General features: G+C 65.1%; 13 protein-coding genes. 9 read left to right on the top strand and 4 right to left on the bottom strand.

Annotation, left to right across the window (positions count from 1 at the left end):
• Positions 1 to 127 precede the first annotated feature (127 nt).
• The 3 genes from D3260_RS09115 to D3260_RS09105 all read left to right on the top strand — a co-directional run bounded on the left by D3260_RS09115 (position 128) and on the right by D3260_RS09105 (position 4,319).
• Positions 128 to 2,233 carry a S46 family peptidase gene (locus D3260_RS09115; RefSeq protein WP_120098289.1) on the top strand — a complete coding sequence of 702 codons (2,106 nt, stop codon included), beginning with the start codon at positions 128 to 130 and terminating at the stop codon, positions 2,231 to 2,233.
• 7 nt (positions 2,234 to 2,240) lie between these two features.
• Entirely contained in the window at positions 2,241 to 3,203 is a 963-nt protein-coding gene (locus D3260_RS09110) for a GlxA family transcriptional regulator (protein ID WP_120098288.1), read from the top strand.
• 147 nt (positions 3,204 to 3,350) lie between these two features.
• A complete protein-coding gene (locus D3260_RS09105; RefSeq protein ID WP_120098287.1) occupies positions 3,351 to 4,319 on the top strand; it encodes a putative zinc-binding metallopeptidase in 969 nt (322 codons plus the stop codon).
• Between the two features lie 130 nt (positions 4,320 to 4,449).
• On the opposite strand, the gene D3260_RS09100 is transcribed toward D3260_RS09105, so the two are convergent.
• The 3 genes from D3260_RS09100 to D3260_RS09090 all read right to left on the bottom strand — a co-directional run bounded on the left by D3260_RS09100 (position 4,450) and on the right by D3260_RS09090 (position 7,256).
• Positions 4,450 to 4,917: a thioesterase family protein gene (locus tag D3260_RS09100; protein WP_120098286.1), complete on the bottom strand. Its 468-nt coding sequence runs from the start codon at positions 4,915 to 4,917 to the stop codon at positions 4,450 to 4,452.
• A 426-nt stretch (positions 4,918 to 5,343) separates the two neighbouring features.
• Positions 5,344 to 6,345: a 3-hydroxyacyl-CoA dehydrogenase NAD-binding domain-containing protein gene (locus tag D3260_RS09095; protein ID WP_199671437.1), complete on the bottom strand. Its 1,002-nt coding sequence runs from the start codon at positions 6,343 to 6,345 to the stop codon at positions 5,344 to 5,346.
• The gene (locus D3260_RS09090; RefSeq protein ID WP_120098285.1) at positions 6,342 to 7,256 is read right to left on the bottom strand and encodes a 3-keto-5-aminohexanoate cleavage protein; all 915 of its coding nucleotides are present in this window, start codon (positions 7,254 to 7,256) and stop codon (positions 6,342 to 6,344) included. Before D3260_RS09090 ends, D3260_RS09095 begins: the two co-directional genes overlap by 4 nt.
• Before the next feature lie 336 nt (positions 7,257 to 7,592).
• Between D3260_RS09090 and D3260_RS09085 the strand changes: the two genes are divergently transcribed.
• Both D3260_RS09085 and betC read left to right on the top strand, forming a co-directional pair.
• On the top strand, positions 7,593 to 8,687 hold the full coding sequence (locus D3260_RS09085; protein WP_233544018.1) for an AbrB family transcriptional regulator: 1,095 nt from the start codon (positions 7,593 to 7,595) through the stop codon (positions 8,685 to 8,687).
• Positions 8,688 to 8,796: 109 nt separating this feature from the next.
• Positions 8,797 to 10,314: a choline-sulfatase gene (gene betC, locus D3260_RS09080; RefSeq protein WP_120098283.1), complete on the top strand. Its 1,518-nt coding sequence runs from the start codon at positions 8,797 to 8,799 to the stop codon at positions 10,312 to 10,314.
• A gap of 484 nt (positions 10,315 to 10,798) precedes the next feature.
• Here the strand turns inward: betC and D3260_RS09075 are convergent, their stop codons facing one another.
• Entirely contained in the window at positions 10,799 to 11,491 is a 693-nt protein-coding gene (locus tag D3260_RS09075; protein ID WP_120098282.1) for a FadR/GntR family transcriptional regulator, read from the bottom strand.
• A gap of 159 nt (positions 11,492 to 11,650) precedes the next feature.
• Here D3260_RS09075 and D3260_RS09070 point away from each other — a divergent pair, with 159 nt between their 5' ends.
• From D3260_RS09070 to D3260_RS09055, 4 genes are read left to right on the top strand one after another with little or no spacing between them, the layout of a single operon-like run.
• Entirely contained in the window at positions 11,651 to 12,982 is a 1,332-nt protein-coding gene (locus D3260_RS09070; protein WP_120098281.1) for an MFS transporter, read from the top strand.
• The gene (locus D3260_RS09065; RefSeq protein WP_120098280.1) at positions 12,982 to 14,616 is read left to right on the top strand and encodes a GMC family oxidoreductase; all 1,635 of its coding nucleotides are present in this window, start codon (positions 12,982 to 12,984) and stop codon (positions 14,614 to 14,616) included. Before D3260_RS09070 ends, D3260_RS09065 begins: the two co-directional genes overlap by 1 nt.
• Positions 14,613 to 15,716: a Xaa-Pro peptidase family protein gene (locus D3260_RS09060; protein WP_120098279.1), complete on the top strand. Its 1,104-nt coding sequence runs from the start codon at positions 14,613 to 14,615 to the stop codon at positions 15,714 to 15,716. The genes D3260_RS09065 and D3260_RS09060 overlap by 4 nt, the downstream gene beginning before the upstream one ends.
• A complete protein-coding gene (locus tag D3260_RS09055) occupies positions 15,713 to 16,492 on the top strand; it encodes an SDR family oxidoreductase (RefSeq protein WP_120098278.1) in 780 nt (259 codons plus the stop codon). The genes D3260_RS09060 and D3260_RS09055 overlap by 4 nt, the downstream gene beginning before the upstream one ends.
• Positions 16,493 to 16,509: the final 17 nt, after the last annotated feature.

Raw genomic sequence — 16,509 nt, 5'->3', positions numbered from 1 at the left:
CGTCTTGCCGCCGATCGTCGGTTTCAGGGCGCGCTTGGCGCGGACTCGCACGAAACATCAACAGGCCCTAAGCTCGCATCTTTGACTTTGAAATCTCGGCGGCTGCAGCTGTCGGCAAGGGGGAACGATGCGACGACTGATGATGGGGACGCTGGCGCTGGCCGGCGTGGTGTGCGGTGCGCCGGCCGTGGCCGACGAAGGCATGTGGACGATGAACGACCTGCCGACGGCGCGCATGCAGTCGGCCTATGGTTTCGCGCCGGATGCGGCCTGGGTGGATCGCGTCCAGAAGGCCTCGGTGCGTCTGGCCGGCGGCTGTTCCGGCTCGTTCGTCTCCGGCGACGGGCTGGTGATGACCAATCATCACTGTGCCAACGAGTGTCTGTCGCGGCTGTCGGACGGGACGCACAATTACATGGCCGACGGCTTCATCGGCAAGGCAGGAGACGAGCCGAAATGCCCGAACATCGAGCTCAACCAGCTGGTCTCGATCAGTAACGTCACCGATCGGGTGGACGACGCACTCGCCGACAGGACCGGCGCCGACCGGGTCGCCGCGCAGCGGGCCGTGGACAGCGCGATCGAGAAAGCCTGTGTCGGCGACGACCCGGACAAGTGGCGCTGCGACGTCGTCACGCTCTATCACGGCGGGCGTTATGCCCTGTACAAGTACCGGCGTTTTCAGGATGTACGCATGGTCTTCGCGCCGGAGCAGGACATCGCCTTCTTCGGCGGGGATCCGGACAACTTCAACTTCCCGCGCTATGACCTCGATCTGACGCTGTTACGGGCCTATGTCGACGGCAAGCCGGCCAGGACACCGAACTATCTGCCGTTCGACGTGAACGGGCCGAAAGCCGGCGAAATGACGTTCGTCGTCGGCAATCCCGGTTCCACGCAGCGGGAAACCCCCTGGACGGCGCTCGCTTACCTGCGCGACGAGAAAGTGATTCCGTCGCAGGCCTATCTGTCCGAGGCCCGCGGCATGCTCTGGCAGTTCTCGCGCGAATCGGCCACACATGCCAAGGCCGCACAGGACGATCTGTTCTACGGCGACAACACCCTCAAGGTCTTCAAGGGCTGGCTGAAGACCTTGACCGACGAATCCTTTGCCGACCGGAAGAAAGCCGAAGATGCCAAGCTGCGTCAGTGGATCGCCGCCGACCCGGCACGGGGCGAGACATTCGGCCATCCCTGGCAGACGCTGGAAAAAGCCGAGGCCCGCGGCGCCGACATCCAGCGTCGCTACGACATGCTCGAACGCGGCCAGGCTTTCGGCGGCGACCTGTTCGATTATGCCCGAACCCTGGTGCGCGCCGCGGCCGAGCGCGACAAGCCCGATGCCAAGCGCTTGCCTGATTATCGCGATGCCAATCTGCCGGCAGTGGAACAGTCGGTGACGTCGGCCGGCCCGATCTATCCGGATTATGAACAGACCCGGATGACCTGGGCGCTGGAAAAGATGCGTCAGGCGCTCGGCGCGGATGCCCCGGTCGTCAAGCAGATCCTGGGCGATCAATCCCCGGCCGAGCTCGCGAAATCGCTGGTCTCGGGCACGAGACTGGCCGATCCGGCGTACCGCGAAAAACTCTGGCAGGGCGGCGAGCAGGCGATCGCCAACACGGATGATCCGATGATCGCCTTCGCGCGTCGGGTCGATCCGGCCGCACGCGCCGTGCGCAAGACCTACGAAGATGAGGTCGAGGCACCGACCGATGCCGCCGAGACCGCCATCGCCAAGGCCCGCTTTGCGCGCGACGGCGCCACCGGCTATCCGGATGCCACCTTCACGATGCGACTGACCTATGGCCAGGTCAAAGGCTGGCAGGAAAACGGCGAGCCGGTGGCGCCGTTCACCCATATCGCCGGTCTCTATGCGCGTGCGACCGGCGCGGATCCGTACCAGTTGCCGCCGCGCTGGGTTGCCGCCCGTGACAAGCTGGATGGTGATACGCCGGTCAATTTCGTCACCGACAACGACATCATCGGCGGCAATTCCGGTAGCCCGGTCATCGACAAGGACGGCCATGCGGTCGGCCTGATCTTCGATGGCAACATTCACAGCCTGGGCGGGAATTTCGTCTTCGACGACTCGAACAACCGTGCCGTGGCCGTGGATACGGCCTTCATCGAAACCGCGTTGCGCCGTGTCTATCACCGCGACGACCTGGCCCACGAACTGGCCCGGGGCCGCATGGGCAGCGCAGCCGATACCACCGGGACCGGGACATAGCCCGTCGATGACGGATGCCGCGACGACCGAACGCACGGCGTATCTGCTTGTCGACGGCTTTTCCATGATGGCGTTCGTGGCGGCGACCGAGCCGCTGCGTATCGCCAATCGCATACTCGGGGCGCCCCGGTTTCGTTGGCAGCTCGTCAGTGCGACCGGGGCGCCCGTGCGTGCGTCCAACGATATGCGGATACTGGCCGATGCCGGGCTGACCGATGTCTCCGTCACGACCCGATTGGCGGTCTGTAGTGGGTTTCTCGACGGCCGGGGGCTGGATGAGGCCGCCCAGAAGCATCTGCGCGCGATGGACACGGCAGGTGCCGTGCTCGGCGGGATCGATACGGGCTGCTATGCGCTGGCCGAGGCCGGCCTGCTCAACGGACACCGCGTGACCCTGCACTGGGAAAGCCTGCCGGCTTTCCGTGAGCGCTTTCCGCAGGTCGAGGCGGTCGAATCGCTCTATGAACTCGCGCCGCGGCGTTTTTCCTGTGCCGGCGGTATGGCCGCGACCGATATGGCGCTGGCCGAACTGCATACCGCGTTCGGCCCGGCATTGGCCGACGCGGTGGCCGAACAGCTCATCCACGACCGTTTTCGCGACCCGGCATCGCGGCAGCGGTTATCGATCGTCAAGCGGCTCGGCGTCCACAATCCGGCGCTGGTGCGTGCGATCGCGCTGATGGAAACCCATCGGGAGCCACCGCTGTCGCTGGCCGATATCGCCGAACGAGTCGGGCGTTCGCCGCGTCAGTTGCAGCGGCTTTTCGAGACCGCACTGCAGACCACACCGGGCGCCTGGTATCGCGAGCTGCGGCTCGGCCACGCCCAGGCGTTGATCGAGGCCACCGATCGGCCGCTCGCCGAGATCGCGATTGCAGCCGGTTTTGCGTCGGCGACCGCGTTCTCGCGGGCATTCCGACAGCGGTTCGGTGTCTCGCCCTCGGCCTGTCGGCGTCGGAGGTCGGCGTAGATCGAATCCTGATCGGGCCGCTTTGTTTTCCGCAAGACGCACCGATTCCGATGCCGATGTGTGATACCGCGGGAATATGCGTGTCGATATCGGGCGTGGCGACACGTACAGTCATCTGCTGGATCTACATCGCTTTCGAGCCGTTCCATGCATGTCTTCGACAATCCGGTCGGCGCCGGTCCCCTGTATTTCGACAATCTCACGACGGCCGAGGGTACGCCGGTCGCCTATGACCCGCAGGCGCGAGCGTTCATCCCGACGCCGCCGTTCTGTGCCAATCGCGAGCGTATAGGCTGCAATTGGATCGCGCCGTCGCCGGGCGCGTTCTGTCGGTCCTGTGCGATGACCGCGCTCGCGCCGGACCCCGCGCTCGAAAACGCGATTCCGGACTGGGCGGAGACAGAGCTTGCCAAGCGTTGGGTGTTGGACAATCTCGGGCGCTGGCAGTGGTTTCGCCCCGAAGATCCGGGGACACGGCCGACGTTCCACATGCTCGCCGAAGCCAACGATCAGCCGGCGCCGATGGGCCACGGCGACGGGATCGTGACGATCAGTGTGTCCGAGGCCGATCCCGTCGTGCGGACCGAGCGACGCGAAGCGCTGGGTGAACCGTATCGCACCATGATCGGCCACATGCGTCATGAAATCTCGCATATGCTCTGGTGGCGACTATCGTTGCGCCAGGATTTCCTCGACGCGTTTCGCGACATGTTCGGCGACGAGCGCGCCGATTACGGCGATGCACTGCAGCGGCATTATCAGAATGGGCCGCCGGCCGACTGGCACACACGTTTCATCTCCAGTTATGCCTCGGCGCATCCGCACGAGGACTGGGCCGAGACCAGCTCGCATCTGTTGCACCTGACCGATATCACGGACAGCTTCGTGGCGGCCGGGCTCACGTCGCCCCATCTGCCGGATGCCCGTTTCAATCCCTATGCCGAGACTGATACCGCGCGACTGATCCACGTGGGCGCCGCATTGGCCATGGGTATCAACCATGTCAATCGCGCCATGGGGCTGGCCGATCTTTATCCGTTCGTGCTGACGCCGATCGTGCATTCCAAGCTGGCGTTCGTGCACGAGTGGTTGCGGCGCGGGGCGCAGGGGTGGTGATCTTGTCCTGATATGCCGGCATTCGAGTCGTCGTGCGCAAGCGCTGTTTCGGGGTTCGGTGTCGCGCTGCAACGCGAAATCAGGGCGTAATCTGTCGACCGGATTGGTCGACAGGGCATCCGCCTCGCGTTTACGCCTGGCGCCGAATCCCGATCACCCGTCCGACCTGCGCAGGCCAGTCCGCTGGATCGCGTACCGGATACCGGTCGGCCGTCTGCATGACGGTTTCGGGAAATGTCGTGGCGCGATGGGTCGTTCGATCAATGGCCATGAGCATCTGTTCGCCGGTCGCCGCAAGCGTGTCGTCGGGCCGGTAAAGGCTGAACAAGAGATGGAAACGCTTGGCATCCCGATCGAGCACGGCCACCCGGACCGATAGCGCCTGGCCCTCGAGGCATTCCGCGAGATAGCAGATATGGGCTTCGAGAGTGAAGGTCGTCACGCCGGTCGCGTCACGGGCGGCTTCATCGAGCCCGATGGCTTCCCAGAAGGCATCGACGGCCAGCGAGAACACGCGCGCATATTCGGCATCGTTCATGTGGCCGTTGTAATCGACCCAGGCCGTGGCCACGCGAATTTCCAGAATGAGATCGTCCATGGGGGATTCCTGACGCGTTGAAGACGTTCGACTCATGATTCGGCGGCGGGTCTCGAGGCTTTGTCCTGGCCCACCGGGTCGTGGGTGAGCGGCGATCCGGCGTTGACGACGTGTCCTGGGGCCTGTTGAGGTTTCGTTCGAGCGCCTTTTCGTCGAGAGACCGCAGCGTGTCCGGTAAGGCGCGAGTCGCCGATCGTGGCGTGCCACGATCAAGGCCCGCAACGCCGCAGGGCGCCCATCGTCGATTTTTCATGGGCGGCCCAACCCGAAGGGACAAGTGCCCCCCAAATCAAAAACACGACGGCAATCCAGCGTTCTAGCACGCTGGCGCAGAATGACACGCTATGCGTGCTATGCCTCGTCTTGCCGCCCATCGTCAATTTCAGGGCGCACTTGGCGCGGACTCGCACGAAACATCAACAGGCTCTAGATCCGGTCGGCCAGGCCTTCGGCTTCCGGCCAGTATTTCTCGACGACCGAGAGTAACTCGGTCAGAAAGGCATCGCGGCGTGCTTCGAGTTCGGCCACCGAGCGGCCGGCGGCCTGATGGGCTGTGCCTTCGACAACGCGGTCGATGAGTGTCTCGGTCAGTTCCGGCGCTTCGAGTTTCGTCCAGGGGAGTTTCAGAGCCGGGCCGAACTGTTCGAGCATATGACGCATGCCGGCCTCGCCGCCGGCGAGATGGAACGTCAGGCACGTTCCCATCAGCGACCAGCGCAGTCCGGCGCCGTAGACCACGGCGGCGTCGATCTCCTCGGTCGTCGCGACGCCATCGTTGACGAGATGCAGGGCTTCTCGCCAGAGCGCTTCCATGAGGCGATCGGCGATATGGCCCTCGATCTCGCGCTGTACGACGAGCGGGCGCATGCCCAACCCGCGATACAGCGCGCCGGCCTGATCGATTACCGCTGGCGTGGTGGCACTGCTGCCGACGATTTCGACGAGCGGCAGCAGATAGACCGGGTTGAAGGGATGCCCAACCACGACGCGGGCGGGCGCATGGCCACAACCGGCGGCGAGCTCGCTCGGCTTGATGCCGGACGTGGACGAGCCGATCAGCGTGTCCGGGGCGGTCGCGCCGTCGATGGCCGACAGCACAGTCTGCTTGAGTTCGAGCCGTTCCGGCACGTTTTCCTGCACCAGATCGGCATCGGCGACCGCAGCCTCGAGATCGTCGGTCACGCGCCAGTTGTTGCGATCGGCGTTGGCCGCCAGGCCACGTTTTTCGAGCGACGGCCAGGCGGTGTCGATCATCCGGGCGAGACGCTGCCGTGCGGTTTCGACGTCGGTATCGTAGGCGACGACTTCAGCACCGGCAGCCAGTGCGCGTACCGCCCAGCCGCAGCCGATCACGCCCGAGCCGACGATCGCGATGCGCTTCGGCACGATCGTTGTCTTGTCGTCCTGATTGTCCACTGCTGCGTTCATGCCGCGCTCCCGGTGCGGGCACCGCGCAGGGCCAGATGATCGCGTGTGGCCTGCGGACTCATGACATTGCCACCAAGGGCTTCGATAACGTGACGCGCCTTGTCCACCAGGCCGGTGTTATCGGCCTTGATGCCCTTCGACAGATAGAGATTGTCCTCCAGGCCGACGCGGCAATGCCCGCCGGCGATCATCGCCTGGGCGACCATGGGCATCTGCATGCGGCCGATGCCGAAGGCAGCCCAGTGCGCATTCGCCGGCAGCTTGTCGCGCATGGCGAGCATGGTCTGCGGGTCGGCCTCGGCGCCCCAGGGGATCCCCAGGCACAGCTGAAACAACGGGTCGGCGTCGATCAGTCCCTCGTCGATCAGCTGGCGGGCGAACCAGACATGGCCCAGGTCGAAGCATTCCAGTTCCGGCTTCACGCCGGCGGCCTGGACGAGGGCAGCGTGTTCGCGCAGCCAGTCGGCGGCGTTCAGATAGACCATGTCGCCGAAGTTGAGACTGCCGCAGTCGAGCGTGCAGATTTCCGGCAGCAGGGCGCCGATCGGGGCGTGGCGCTCGGACGGGCTCTGCAGATCCGAGCCGGCGGCAGCCCGGATCTGGCGATCCGGGCCGTTGGTGCCGACCAGTTCGGGAAACAGATCGCCGCCGCCGCCGGCGGTGAAGTTGAGCACCACATCGGTATCCGAATCGCGCACGCGATCCACGATCTCGCGGAAATGATCGGTCTCGTGGCTGTGGGCGCCGGTCTCGGGGTCGCGGACATGCACGTGCGCGATTGCGGCACCGGCGCGGGCGGCTGCGATGCAGTCGGCGGCGATCGCAGCGGGCGAAACGGGCACGTGGGCGTTCTTGGCCGGCGTATCGCCAGCGCCGGTCACGGCACAGGTGAGAATGACATCGGTATTCATGGAATGGCCTGGACGAAACATGCCATCAGAGTGCCGCTATTCGAGGATTCTTGATGTGCAGGAAACGCATTTTAATGTGCGCAATGCGTCGTCTGTCGGTCGGGGTCGGCCGGCGGCCGCGTTGGTAAGCCGTTATCGATGGGCATGTCATTGCCGTGCCGGGGGCGTTTCAGGGCTGACGAACCGAAGCGGGAGCGATTGCCGCAGTACACCGCGGGGTTCAGGATCGCGTCTTGGATGTCGCGATCTCTACTGCCATGACGAGCTGTATGTCGTCTAAGTTTCTTGAAAACAGGAGCTTGTGTTCAGGCTCGGTGTTCGATGCGGCGGCTCGTCGTGCGCGCTAGCCGGCGCGATTCGTCCGCGGCCGCTGCCGGCATGCGCTGGGCCATGCTGGTCGTCTCGTCCGTGCTGCTCGGCGGGTTGTTGGAGACGGCGGGCCTGCCGGCTGGTTTTCTGCTGGGCGGCATGGCCGCGGCCATCGGGATGGCGGTCAGCGGTCGTGGTGTCACCATTGCGCCGGTCGTCTTTCAGCTGGCACAGGCGGTCATCGGTGTCATGATCGCGCGCACCATTACCTGGCCGATTCTGGCTGAGATCGGTCGCGACTGGCCGGTGTTCGCCGCGGGCGTGTTCTCGGTAATCGCCATCAGTCTGTCCATCGGTTGGGTGTTGACGCGCTGGCAGCTGCTGCCGGGGCCCACGGCGATCTGGGGCATGGCGCCGGGGGCCGCGGTGGCGATGACCGTGATGGCCGGCGATTACGGCGCCGACGAACGACTCGTGGCCTTCATGCAGTATTTGCGCGTGGTCGTCGTGGCCACGTTAGCCTCGGTGGTCGGTGCCTCGGTCGGGCAGGCACCGGTCGCCTCGCACGGTATCGCCTGGCTGGGCGGTGGTACGCCCACGCTGTTTGCGGCGACACTGGGGCTCATCGCGGTGGCCTTCGGACTCGGGCGAGTCTGGCGCGTGCCGGCCGGCGGTCTGATTCTGGCGATGATCCTCGGCGCGCTGGCACAGAACGGCGCCGGCCTGGCGATCACGCTGCCCGAGCCGCTTTTGGCAGTGAACTTCATCGTCGTCGGGTGGGCGATCGGCTCGCGTTTCACGCGCGATACGCTGGGCCACGTAGTACGCGCGCTGCCCTCGGTGCTCGTCTCGTTGGTGGTACTCGTCGCTGCCTGCGGCGGACTGGCGATGGCCATGGTCGAACTGGCGGGTATCGATCCGTTGACGGCCTATCTGGCCACCAGCCCGGGCGGCGCGGATTCGATCGCGATCATCGCCAACGGGACGCACGTGGACGTTGCCTATGTGGTGGCGATGCAGCTGGCGCGCTTTCTGGTCGTGATGTGTATCGGGCCGCCACTGGCGCGGCTGATGACGCGCCGCGCCGGCTACGGCGGGGCGGTCGATACCACCGCGCCTTGAGCGCGCTTCCGGGCGCGGGGCAGTCGCGGTGTGCGTTCCCACGGCTTGTGGAAGAGGCGTCGATCCACGCATGATCAGGAGCGTTCTTTCCTCAAGACGACGAGACGACATGGCTGATAAACCGAATGTGCTTGTGCTGATGGCGGATCAGCTCAACGGCACACTGTTCGAGAACGGACCCGCGGATTTCCTGCATGCGCCCCATCTGAAGAAGCTCGCTGCCCGCGCGGTGAACTTCAACAATGCCTATACGCCCAGTTATCTGTGTGCGCCCGGCCGTGCCGCGTTCATGTCCAGCCAGCTGCCGAGCCGTACCGGGGTCTACGACAATGCCGCCGAATTCGCATCGTCGATTCCGACCTGGGCACATCATCTGCGCCGCGCCGGCTACGAGACCTGCCTGTCGGGCAAGATGCACTTCGTCGGCCCCGATCAGCTCCATGGTTTCGAGACCCGGCTGACCACCGATGTCTATCCCGCCGATTTCGGCTGGACGCCGGACTACACCAAGCCCGGTGAGCGCATCGACTGGTGGTATCACAATCTGGGCTCGGTGACCGGCGCCGGGGTGGCCGAGATTTCCAACCAGATGGAATACGACGACGAAGTCGCCTTCCATGCCGAACAGAAGCTGTTCGATCTGTCGCGCGGCCACGACGAACGCCCGTGGGCGCTGTGCGTGAGTTTCACGCACCCGCACGATCCCTATGTGGCGCGTCGGAAATTCTGGGATCTCTACGAAGACTGTGATCAGCTCGAGCCGACGGAGGGCGCGGTGCCGTTCGATGCGCTCGATCCGCATTCGCAGCGCATCTTCGAAGCCAACGATTACACGAAATTCGATATTCAGCCCGAGGACGTACGCCGCGCACGACAGGGCTATTTCGCCAACATCTCGTACATCGACGACAAGATCGGCGGGATTCTGGATGTACTCGAGCGCACCCGCATGCTCGACAACACGATCATCGTGGTCTGCTCCGACCACGGCGACATGATTGGTGAGAAGGGCCTGTGGTTCAAGATGAGCCCGTACGAAGGCAGTGCACGCGTGCCGTTGATGCTGGCCGCGCCGGGCCTGGAAGCGCGCAACGTCGATGCGCCGGTCTCCACGATCGATATCAACGCCACGCTGGCCGATATCGTCGGGATCGATCTGTCGTCGATCGCGCCCTACACCGATGGCGAATCGCTGCTGCCGCTGGCCCGCGGTGGCACCCGTGAGACTCCCGTGTACATGGAATACGCCGCCGAGGGGAGCTACGCGCCGCTGGTGACGATCCGGGAAGGCAAGTGGAAGTTCAACCACTGCGAGATCGACCCGCCCCAGCTATTCGACCTGGAAGCCGACCCACAGGAAAAACACAACCTGGCGACGGATCCGGACCATGCCGAGGTACTGGCCGAATACGAAGGCAAGATGCGCCAGCGCTGGGACATGGATGCCTTCGATGCCGATGTGCGCGAATCGCAAGCCCAACGGCTGATCGTCTACGAAGCGCTGCGCAACGGGCATTATTACCCGTGGGACCATCAGCCGTTGCAGGATGCTTCCGAGCGCTACATGCGCAACCACATGGATCTCAACGAGGTCGAAGAGGCCCAGCGCTACCCGCGCGGCGAGTAGCCCGGCCCGGCAGGCCCGACGGGTCGGGCCTGCCGCAACGCCGGCTGGCACTGCCGGCTGGGACACCTCGACGGCCTGGCCAGCGGCCAAGCGGTGTCAATCGAGCGTGATCGCGCGCTGACGTGGCATGGCCGTGCCGTACTCGCGATGCCCTGTCTCGCCGCGACTGGGCCATCGGGGCAACGCCTTATCTCAAGACGACACGGTCTAAGGAACCTCTGATCTATTCATCCACGGTCGCGTTTGAGTCGCCAAAGGCCACGATACAAGGCGCATGGCGCCGCGTCATAGCCACTCTATGATCCAGCCATGCAACGCCGTAGCGCGGCCTTTTGGGCCAAACCGCTTGGCGGCCGGGCTTTTGCGCGCGCCTGAGCGGCGTTGCCGCTCGCTCATTTGCATTCAGCAAACGGCGCTCGCGGCGTCTTGTCAGACGCGCGCAGAAGACACCGGCGCGACCGTGGATGAATAGATCAGAGGTTCCCTAATTCGTGTCGTCTGCGGCCAGGGGCTCGTCGAGACGGCGATGACAGGTCTCGATGAGTTCGCGCGCCAGGGCTTCGGCCTGATCCGGCTGGCGTAGCCGGATGGATTCCAGCAGCTGTCGATGCAGGGATACGGTCAGCCGGATCTCTGATTCGTCCTGTCGATAGGAATGCTCGAACAGGGTGCGCTGTACCGATTCCAGCGCTCGGCTCAGCCGACAGAGGATCGGGTTGTGGCTGGCCCGCGCCATGGCACCGTGAAAGGCCGTATCGGCCAGATGGAAGGCCGGGGCATCCTGATGATGGCTGTCCATGATCTTTAGCGCCTGATCCATCTCGGCGAGATCGGCTGCGCTGGCGTGACGGGCGGCGAGCCCGGCGATCGACGGTTCGACGAGCAGGCGGGCATCGAAGCCGGCCTGATGGATCATGTGTCGATTGCCGCTGTCGCAAACCCAGCGCAACACCGCTTCATCCAGCCAGTCCCACTGTTCGTGATCGCAGACCCGCGCGCCCGAAGCCGGGCGGATCTCGACGAGCCCGCGTGCAACAAGCCCCTGCAGGGCCGCGCGCACGGTGGTGCGCGAGACGTCGTACCGCTGTGCCAGGGCGTTTTCGCTGGGCAGTTCGTCGGTCAGTTCACCGGCCGCGATCCGGCACCCCAGGGCCTCGAGCAGAGACTCCGCTTTCATTCGTTTCGCTCCATGTTGCGCGATGGCGACTTCAACAGCGTATACGGTATTCGCCCATCGTCGAATACCTGTAATACAGGTTCGTATTTATTGTAATACCGAAATGTGTTTTCTGCTGGACGCCCTTCGGGTTCAGCATGCTGTTCGAGGAGTCGTTTGATGGATACAGCACCGCGCCGCGCCGGTTTCGGCGACTGGCTGAATCGCCTGGGTATGCCGCCGGCCCTGTTCTGGGGTTACATCGCGGTGCTGATCTTCATGATCGGCGACGGCGTCGAGTCCAATTATCTGGCGCCGTATCTGGCCCATCACGGGTTCACGCTCGACAGTGCGGCCACGATCATCAGTTTCTACGGCATCACGGTCACGCTGGGGTCGTGGCTGGCCGGTGCCTTGTCCACGCTCTATGGCCCGCGTCGGGTGATGATGCTCGGGGCAGCGATCTGGATGATCTTCGAAGTGTTGTTTCTCGCCCTGGCGATGCCGGCCGAGAGTTTCGAGCTGAGCCTTGTCACCTACGGCATTCGCGGCATCGCCTATCCGATGTTCGCCTATGCCTTTCTGGTATGGATTCAAGCCGCGACGCCGGCCGATCAGCGCGGCTCGGCGACCGGCTGGTTCTGGCTGGTCTTCACCGGTGGCCTGCCGACCCTGGGCTCGGCCGTGGCGATCGGCTCGATCCCGCTGATCGGCGAATACGCCACGTTCTGGCTGTCGCTCGGCCTGGTCGCGCTCGGCGCGCTGATCGGCCTGGTCGCGGTACGTGAACGCACCGGGTTCACTTCGCTCCTCGACGAGGACACGCGGCGGGAGCAGAGCACGGCCCGTATCCTGGCCAGCGGTATCGATATCCTCGGGCGCCGTCCGCGTGTGGCCGTCGCCGGTATCGTGCGCATCATCAATACGACGCCGTATTTCGGATTCTTCATCTTCCTGCCCGGGTTTTTCACCGGGCAGATGGGCTTTTCGCAATCCGGCTACCTGACACTGATCACGATCATGGGCCTGGTCGGCATGAGCTTCAATCCGATCGTCGGCCGCCTCAGCGATACGCTGGGTTGGCGCAAGATCCTGACGTTCGTCGGCGGTCTGGGGTCGGCGGTCAGCATGTTGCTGATGTATTTCGTGCCGCAGTGGAGCGGGGGCAACTATGTGCTATCGCTGGTCTTTGCCTGCCTGTACGGCATCACGCTGTGTGGGTACGTGCCGGCCGCCGCGCTTATCGGGGCGCTGTGCCCGCGCGAGGATAAAGGCAACGCGCTGGCCATCTACTGCCTGGCCGCCGGCGTCTCGACCTTCATCGGCCCGGTGCTGTATCGCCTGCTCAATGCCGGCATGGGCATGACCGGCGTGGTATGGATCTATGCCGGGCTGTATGTGCTCAGCGCGGCGTTGTCCTGGTTCTTTCTCATCACACCGGCCGACCCGGGCGAGCGTCATCGCTGGCCGTCGGCGACCGGGAATCGCGAAACCGACGAAGGAGCGTTGTGATGGCCGAACACTATGATTATGTCGTGGTCGGCGGCGGCAGCTCGGCCTGTGTGGCAGCGGCCCGGCTTGTGCGCGAGGCCGATGCGCGGGTACTGATCCTCGAGGCCGGGCCGGCGAAGTCGAATCCGATCATGGCCATGCCGGCGGGCTATATGAAGTTCCTGGCCAAGGATACGTATCTGACGATGCATCAGACCGAGGGCCAGGAGGCGCTGGCCGGACGCGGCCCGGTCGTGCCACAGGCCCGGGTACTGGGCGGTGGCAGTACCGTCAACGCCATGGTCTACATGCGCGGCGATCGGGCCGATTACGCGGACTGGAACGCGCACAGCGACGGCGTGGACTGGTCCTTCGACACGCTGCTGCCGTATTTCACTCGGCAGGAAGACAACGATCATCTCGGGGCGCCGCACCACGGCACGGCCGGGTCGCTCAAGATCTCGCATCTCGGGCATTTCAGCCCGATGAGCCGGGCCTACGTGAAGACACTCCAGGGGATGGGGCTGGCCTACGCGCCGGATTTCAACAACGGCCGGCCGGCCGGCGTCGGTTTCATGCAACACACCATCGACTGGCGCACGCGTCGTCGTTGCAGCGCCTACGATGCCTTCATCGCGCCGCTGGTCAGCGATCCGCGCCTGACGATCAAGACGGATATCCGGGTGACGTCGCTGATCATCGAAAACGGGTGCGTCTGCGGTGTTCATACGACAGACAAGGATGGGTACAAGGCCGAGTTTCGCGCGGCGCGCGAGGTGGTGTTGGCCGCCGGCGCCTACCAGACGCCCAAGCTGCTCATGCTCTCGGGCATCGGGCCGGCCGATGAGCTGGCGCGGCACGGCATCGATGTTCGCGTCGATGCGCCGGGCGTCGGCGGCAATCTGCAGGATCACTACGAAGTGCCGGTCGTGGCCACGACGCGCGGATCCTACGGCTATTACGGTCAGGACCGCGGCTGGCCCATGATCAAGGCCGGGCTCCAGTATCTGTTGTTTCGTAGTGGGCCGGTGACGACGACCGGCGTCGAGACCTGTGCGTTCGTCGATCCCGAGCGCGACGCGGCCGACGGCCCGGCGTCCATCCAGATGTTCTGTGTGCCGACGGTCTATCTCGACCGGGACGTCACGGGTACCGACCCGGGGCCGGGCGTGACGATCAATTCGCTGTTGCTGCGCCCGGCCTCACGCGGCTCGGTGCGCCTGCGCTCGGCCGACCCGGCGGATGATCCGGTCGTCGATACCCGGATCTATGCCGAGTCGGTCGATCTCGAACGCACGATCACGGCGTTCCGTATGGCCCGCAAGGTGCTCTCGCACGAGCCGATCCGGTCGCTGGTCGAGCGCGAAATCTTTCCGGGGCCTGATGTCACCTCCGACGAGGCGATCGCCGAACACTGCCGCCGCACGGTCAAGACCGGTTATCACCCGGTCGGCACCTGTCGTATCGGCTGCGACGATGATCCGATGGCGGTGCTCAGCCCCGATCTCAAGGTTCGTGGTGTCGCCGGGCTGCGCGTGATCGATGCCTCGATGATGCCGAACATCATCCGCGGCAATACCAATGCTGCCGTGATGGCGGTGGCCGATCGTGCTGCTGATCTCATGATGGCCGATGGCGAACGAGGCAAGACATGAGTGAACGTTTGACGCGCCTGCGTGAGGCCATGGCCGCCCGCGGTATCGAAGCGCTGCGTCTGGTCCATCGCGACAACGTGGCCTGGCTGACCGAGGGCGCGACCTACCACGTCGTCGAACGGGCCGAGGTGGGCGTGGCCAGTCTGGTCATCACGCCCGCCCGCGTCTTGCTGGTGGCTCCGAGCAACGAGATCGACCGGCTGATGACCGAAGAGCCGTGCCCGTTCGCCCTCGAGCCGTTGACCTATCCCTGGTTCGGCGACGAAGCGGGGGTGCTGCGCCAGGCGATCGGCGAGGTGGCGCTTGCCAGCGATGTGTCGTGGCCGGGGGCGGCGGATGTCGGCGACTGGCTCATCGAACAGCGCTTCGACCTGAATGCCGCGGAATGCCGACGATTCGCCGAGCTTGGCCGGGCGACGGCGACGCGTGTCGAAGCCGTGGCGCGACGTCTTCGCATCGGCATGACCGAGCGCGAAGTCGAGGCCGAGATCCTGCATGACTGTCTCGCCGTGGGCATTCGGCCCGTCTGTACGCTGGTGGCCTTTGATGACCGGATCGATGCCTTTCCACACCCGATTCCCACCGAGCGCCGCCTGCAGCGCCGGGCGCTGATCACCGTGGGGGCCGCGCGCGACGGTCTGAACGTCAGTCTGACGCGGCTCGTGCATTTCGGCTCTCCCGACACGGCGGCTCGTGAGCGGCTGCAACAACTGGCCGGTATCCACGCCCGCACGCTCGCCTGCCTGCGCGTCGGTATGCCGTTGGCCGAGGTGTTCGACACCATCACGGCAGCTTATGCCGCGGTCGGCGTGCCCGAGGGCTGGCAGCGTCATCATCAGGGCGGTCCGGCCGGCTATGGCTGTCGAGACCGGATTCTGGCGCCCGGCGTCGCCGGCCATGTGGTCGCCGATCAGGCCTTTGCCTTCAACCCGACGTTACCCGGCAGCAAGAACGAGGACACCGCGCTTCTGACCGGAGACGGCGTTGAATGGCTGACCCGCACCGGCGACTGGCCGCTCATCGAGGTCGAACACGCCGGGCAGGTCTGGACCTTCACTGACTGGCTCGTCCGCGAGCCCGAGGAAACGAGTGCGACATGACCGATCGATTGCATGACAAGACGGCTCTGATCACCGGGGCGGCGAGCGGCATCGGGGCCGCGATCGCCGACCGTTTCGTAGCCGAGGGCGCCCGTGTGGCGCTGGTCGACCGCAACGAGGCGGGGGCTGGCGAGGTCGCGGCGCGCCTGAACGCGGCGCATCCGGATCGGGCCCGCGTCTGGGCAGCCGATGTCACGGACGCCGAACGTATCGCCGCGGTCGTGGCCGAGGCCCAAGCACACTTCGGCCGGCTCGATATTCTGATCAACGGTGCCGGGGTCAACGTTTTCGCCGAGCCGACCGAGCTGAGTGCGGCGGACTGGCGACGATGTCTGGCGGTGAATCTCGAAGGGGCCTGGCATGCGATTCAGGCCGTGCTGCCGGCGATGCGAAAGGCCGGCTACGGCCATATCGTCAACATCGCCTCGGTTCACGGCCACAGGATCATTCCCGGGGCGTTTCCGTATCCGGTGGCCAAGCATGGCCTGATCGGCCTGACCCGGTCGCTTGGCGTGCAATACGCTGCCGAGGGCATCCGCGTGAATTCGATATCGCCGGGCCTGATCCGCACACCGGCGGCCGAGGCCTGGTTGGCGAGTCTGGCCGACCCGGAGGCCGAGCGGGCCCGCCAGCGCGAGATCCTGCCCTGCAAACGTCTGGGCGAGGCCTCGGAAGTGGCCTATGCCGCGCTGTTTCTGGCCAGCGATGAAGCGCGCTTCATCAACGCCACGGATCTGACCATGGACGGCGGCCGGAGCCAGATCTACCACGACTAGGCGCATCCGGCGCCAAC

The sequence above is a fragment of the Salinisphaera sp. Q1T1-3 genome (assembly GCF_003602005.1).
Classification (GTDB): domain Bacteria; phylum Pseudomonadota; class Gammaproteobacteria; order Nevskiales; family Salinisphaeraceae; genus Salinisphaera.
The sequence above is the reverse complement of the archived record's forward strand: the minus strand, read 5'-3'. Positions and strand labels throughout refer to the sequence as shown.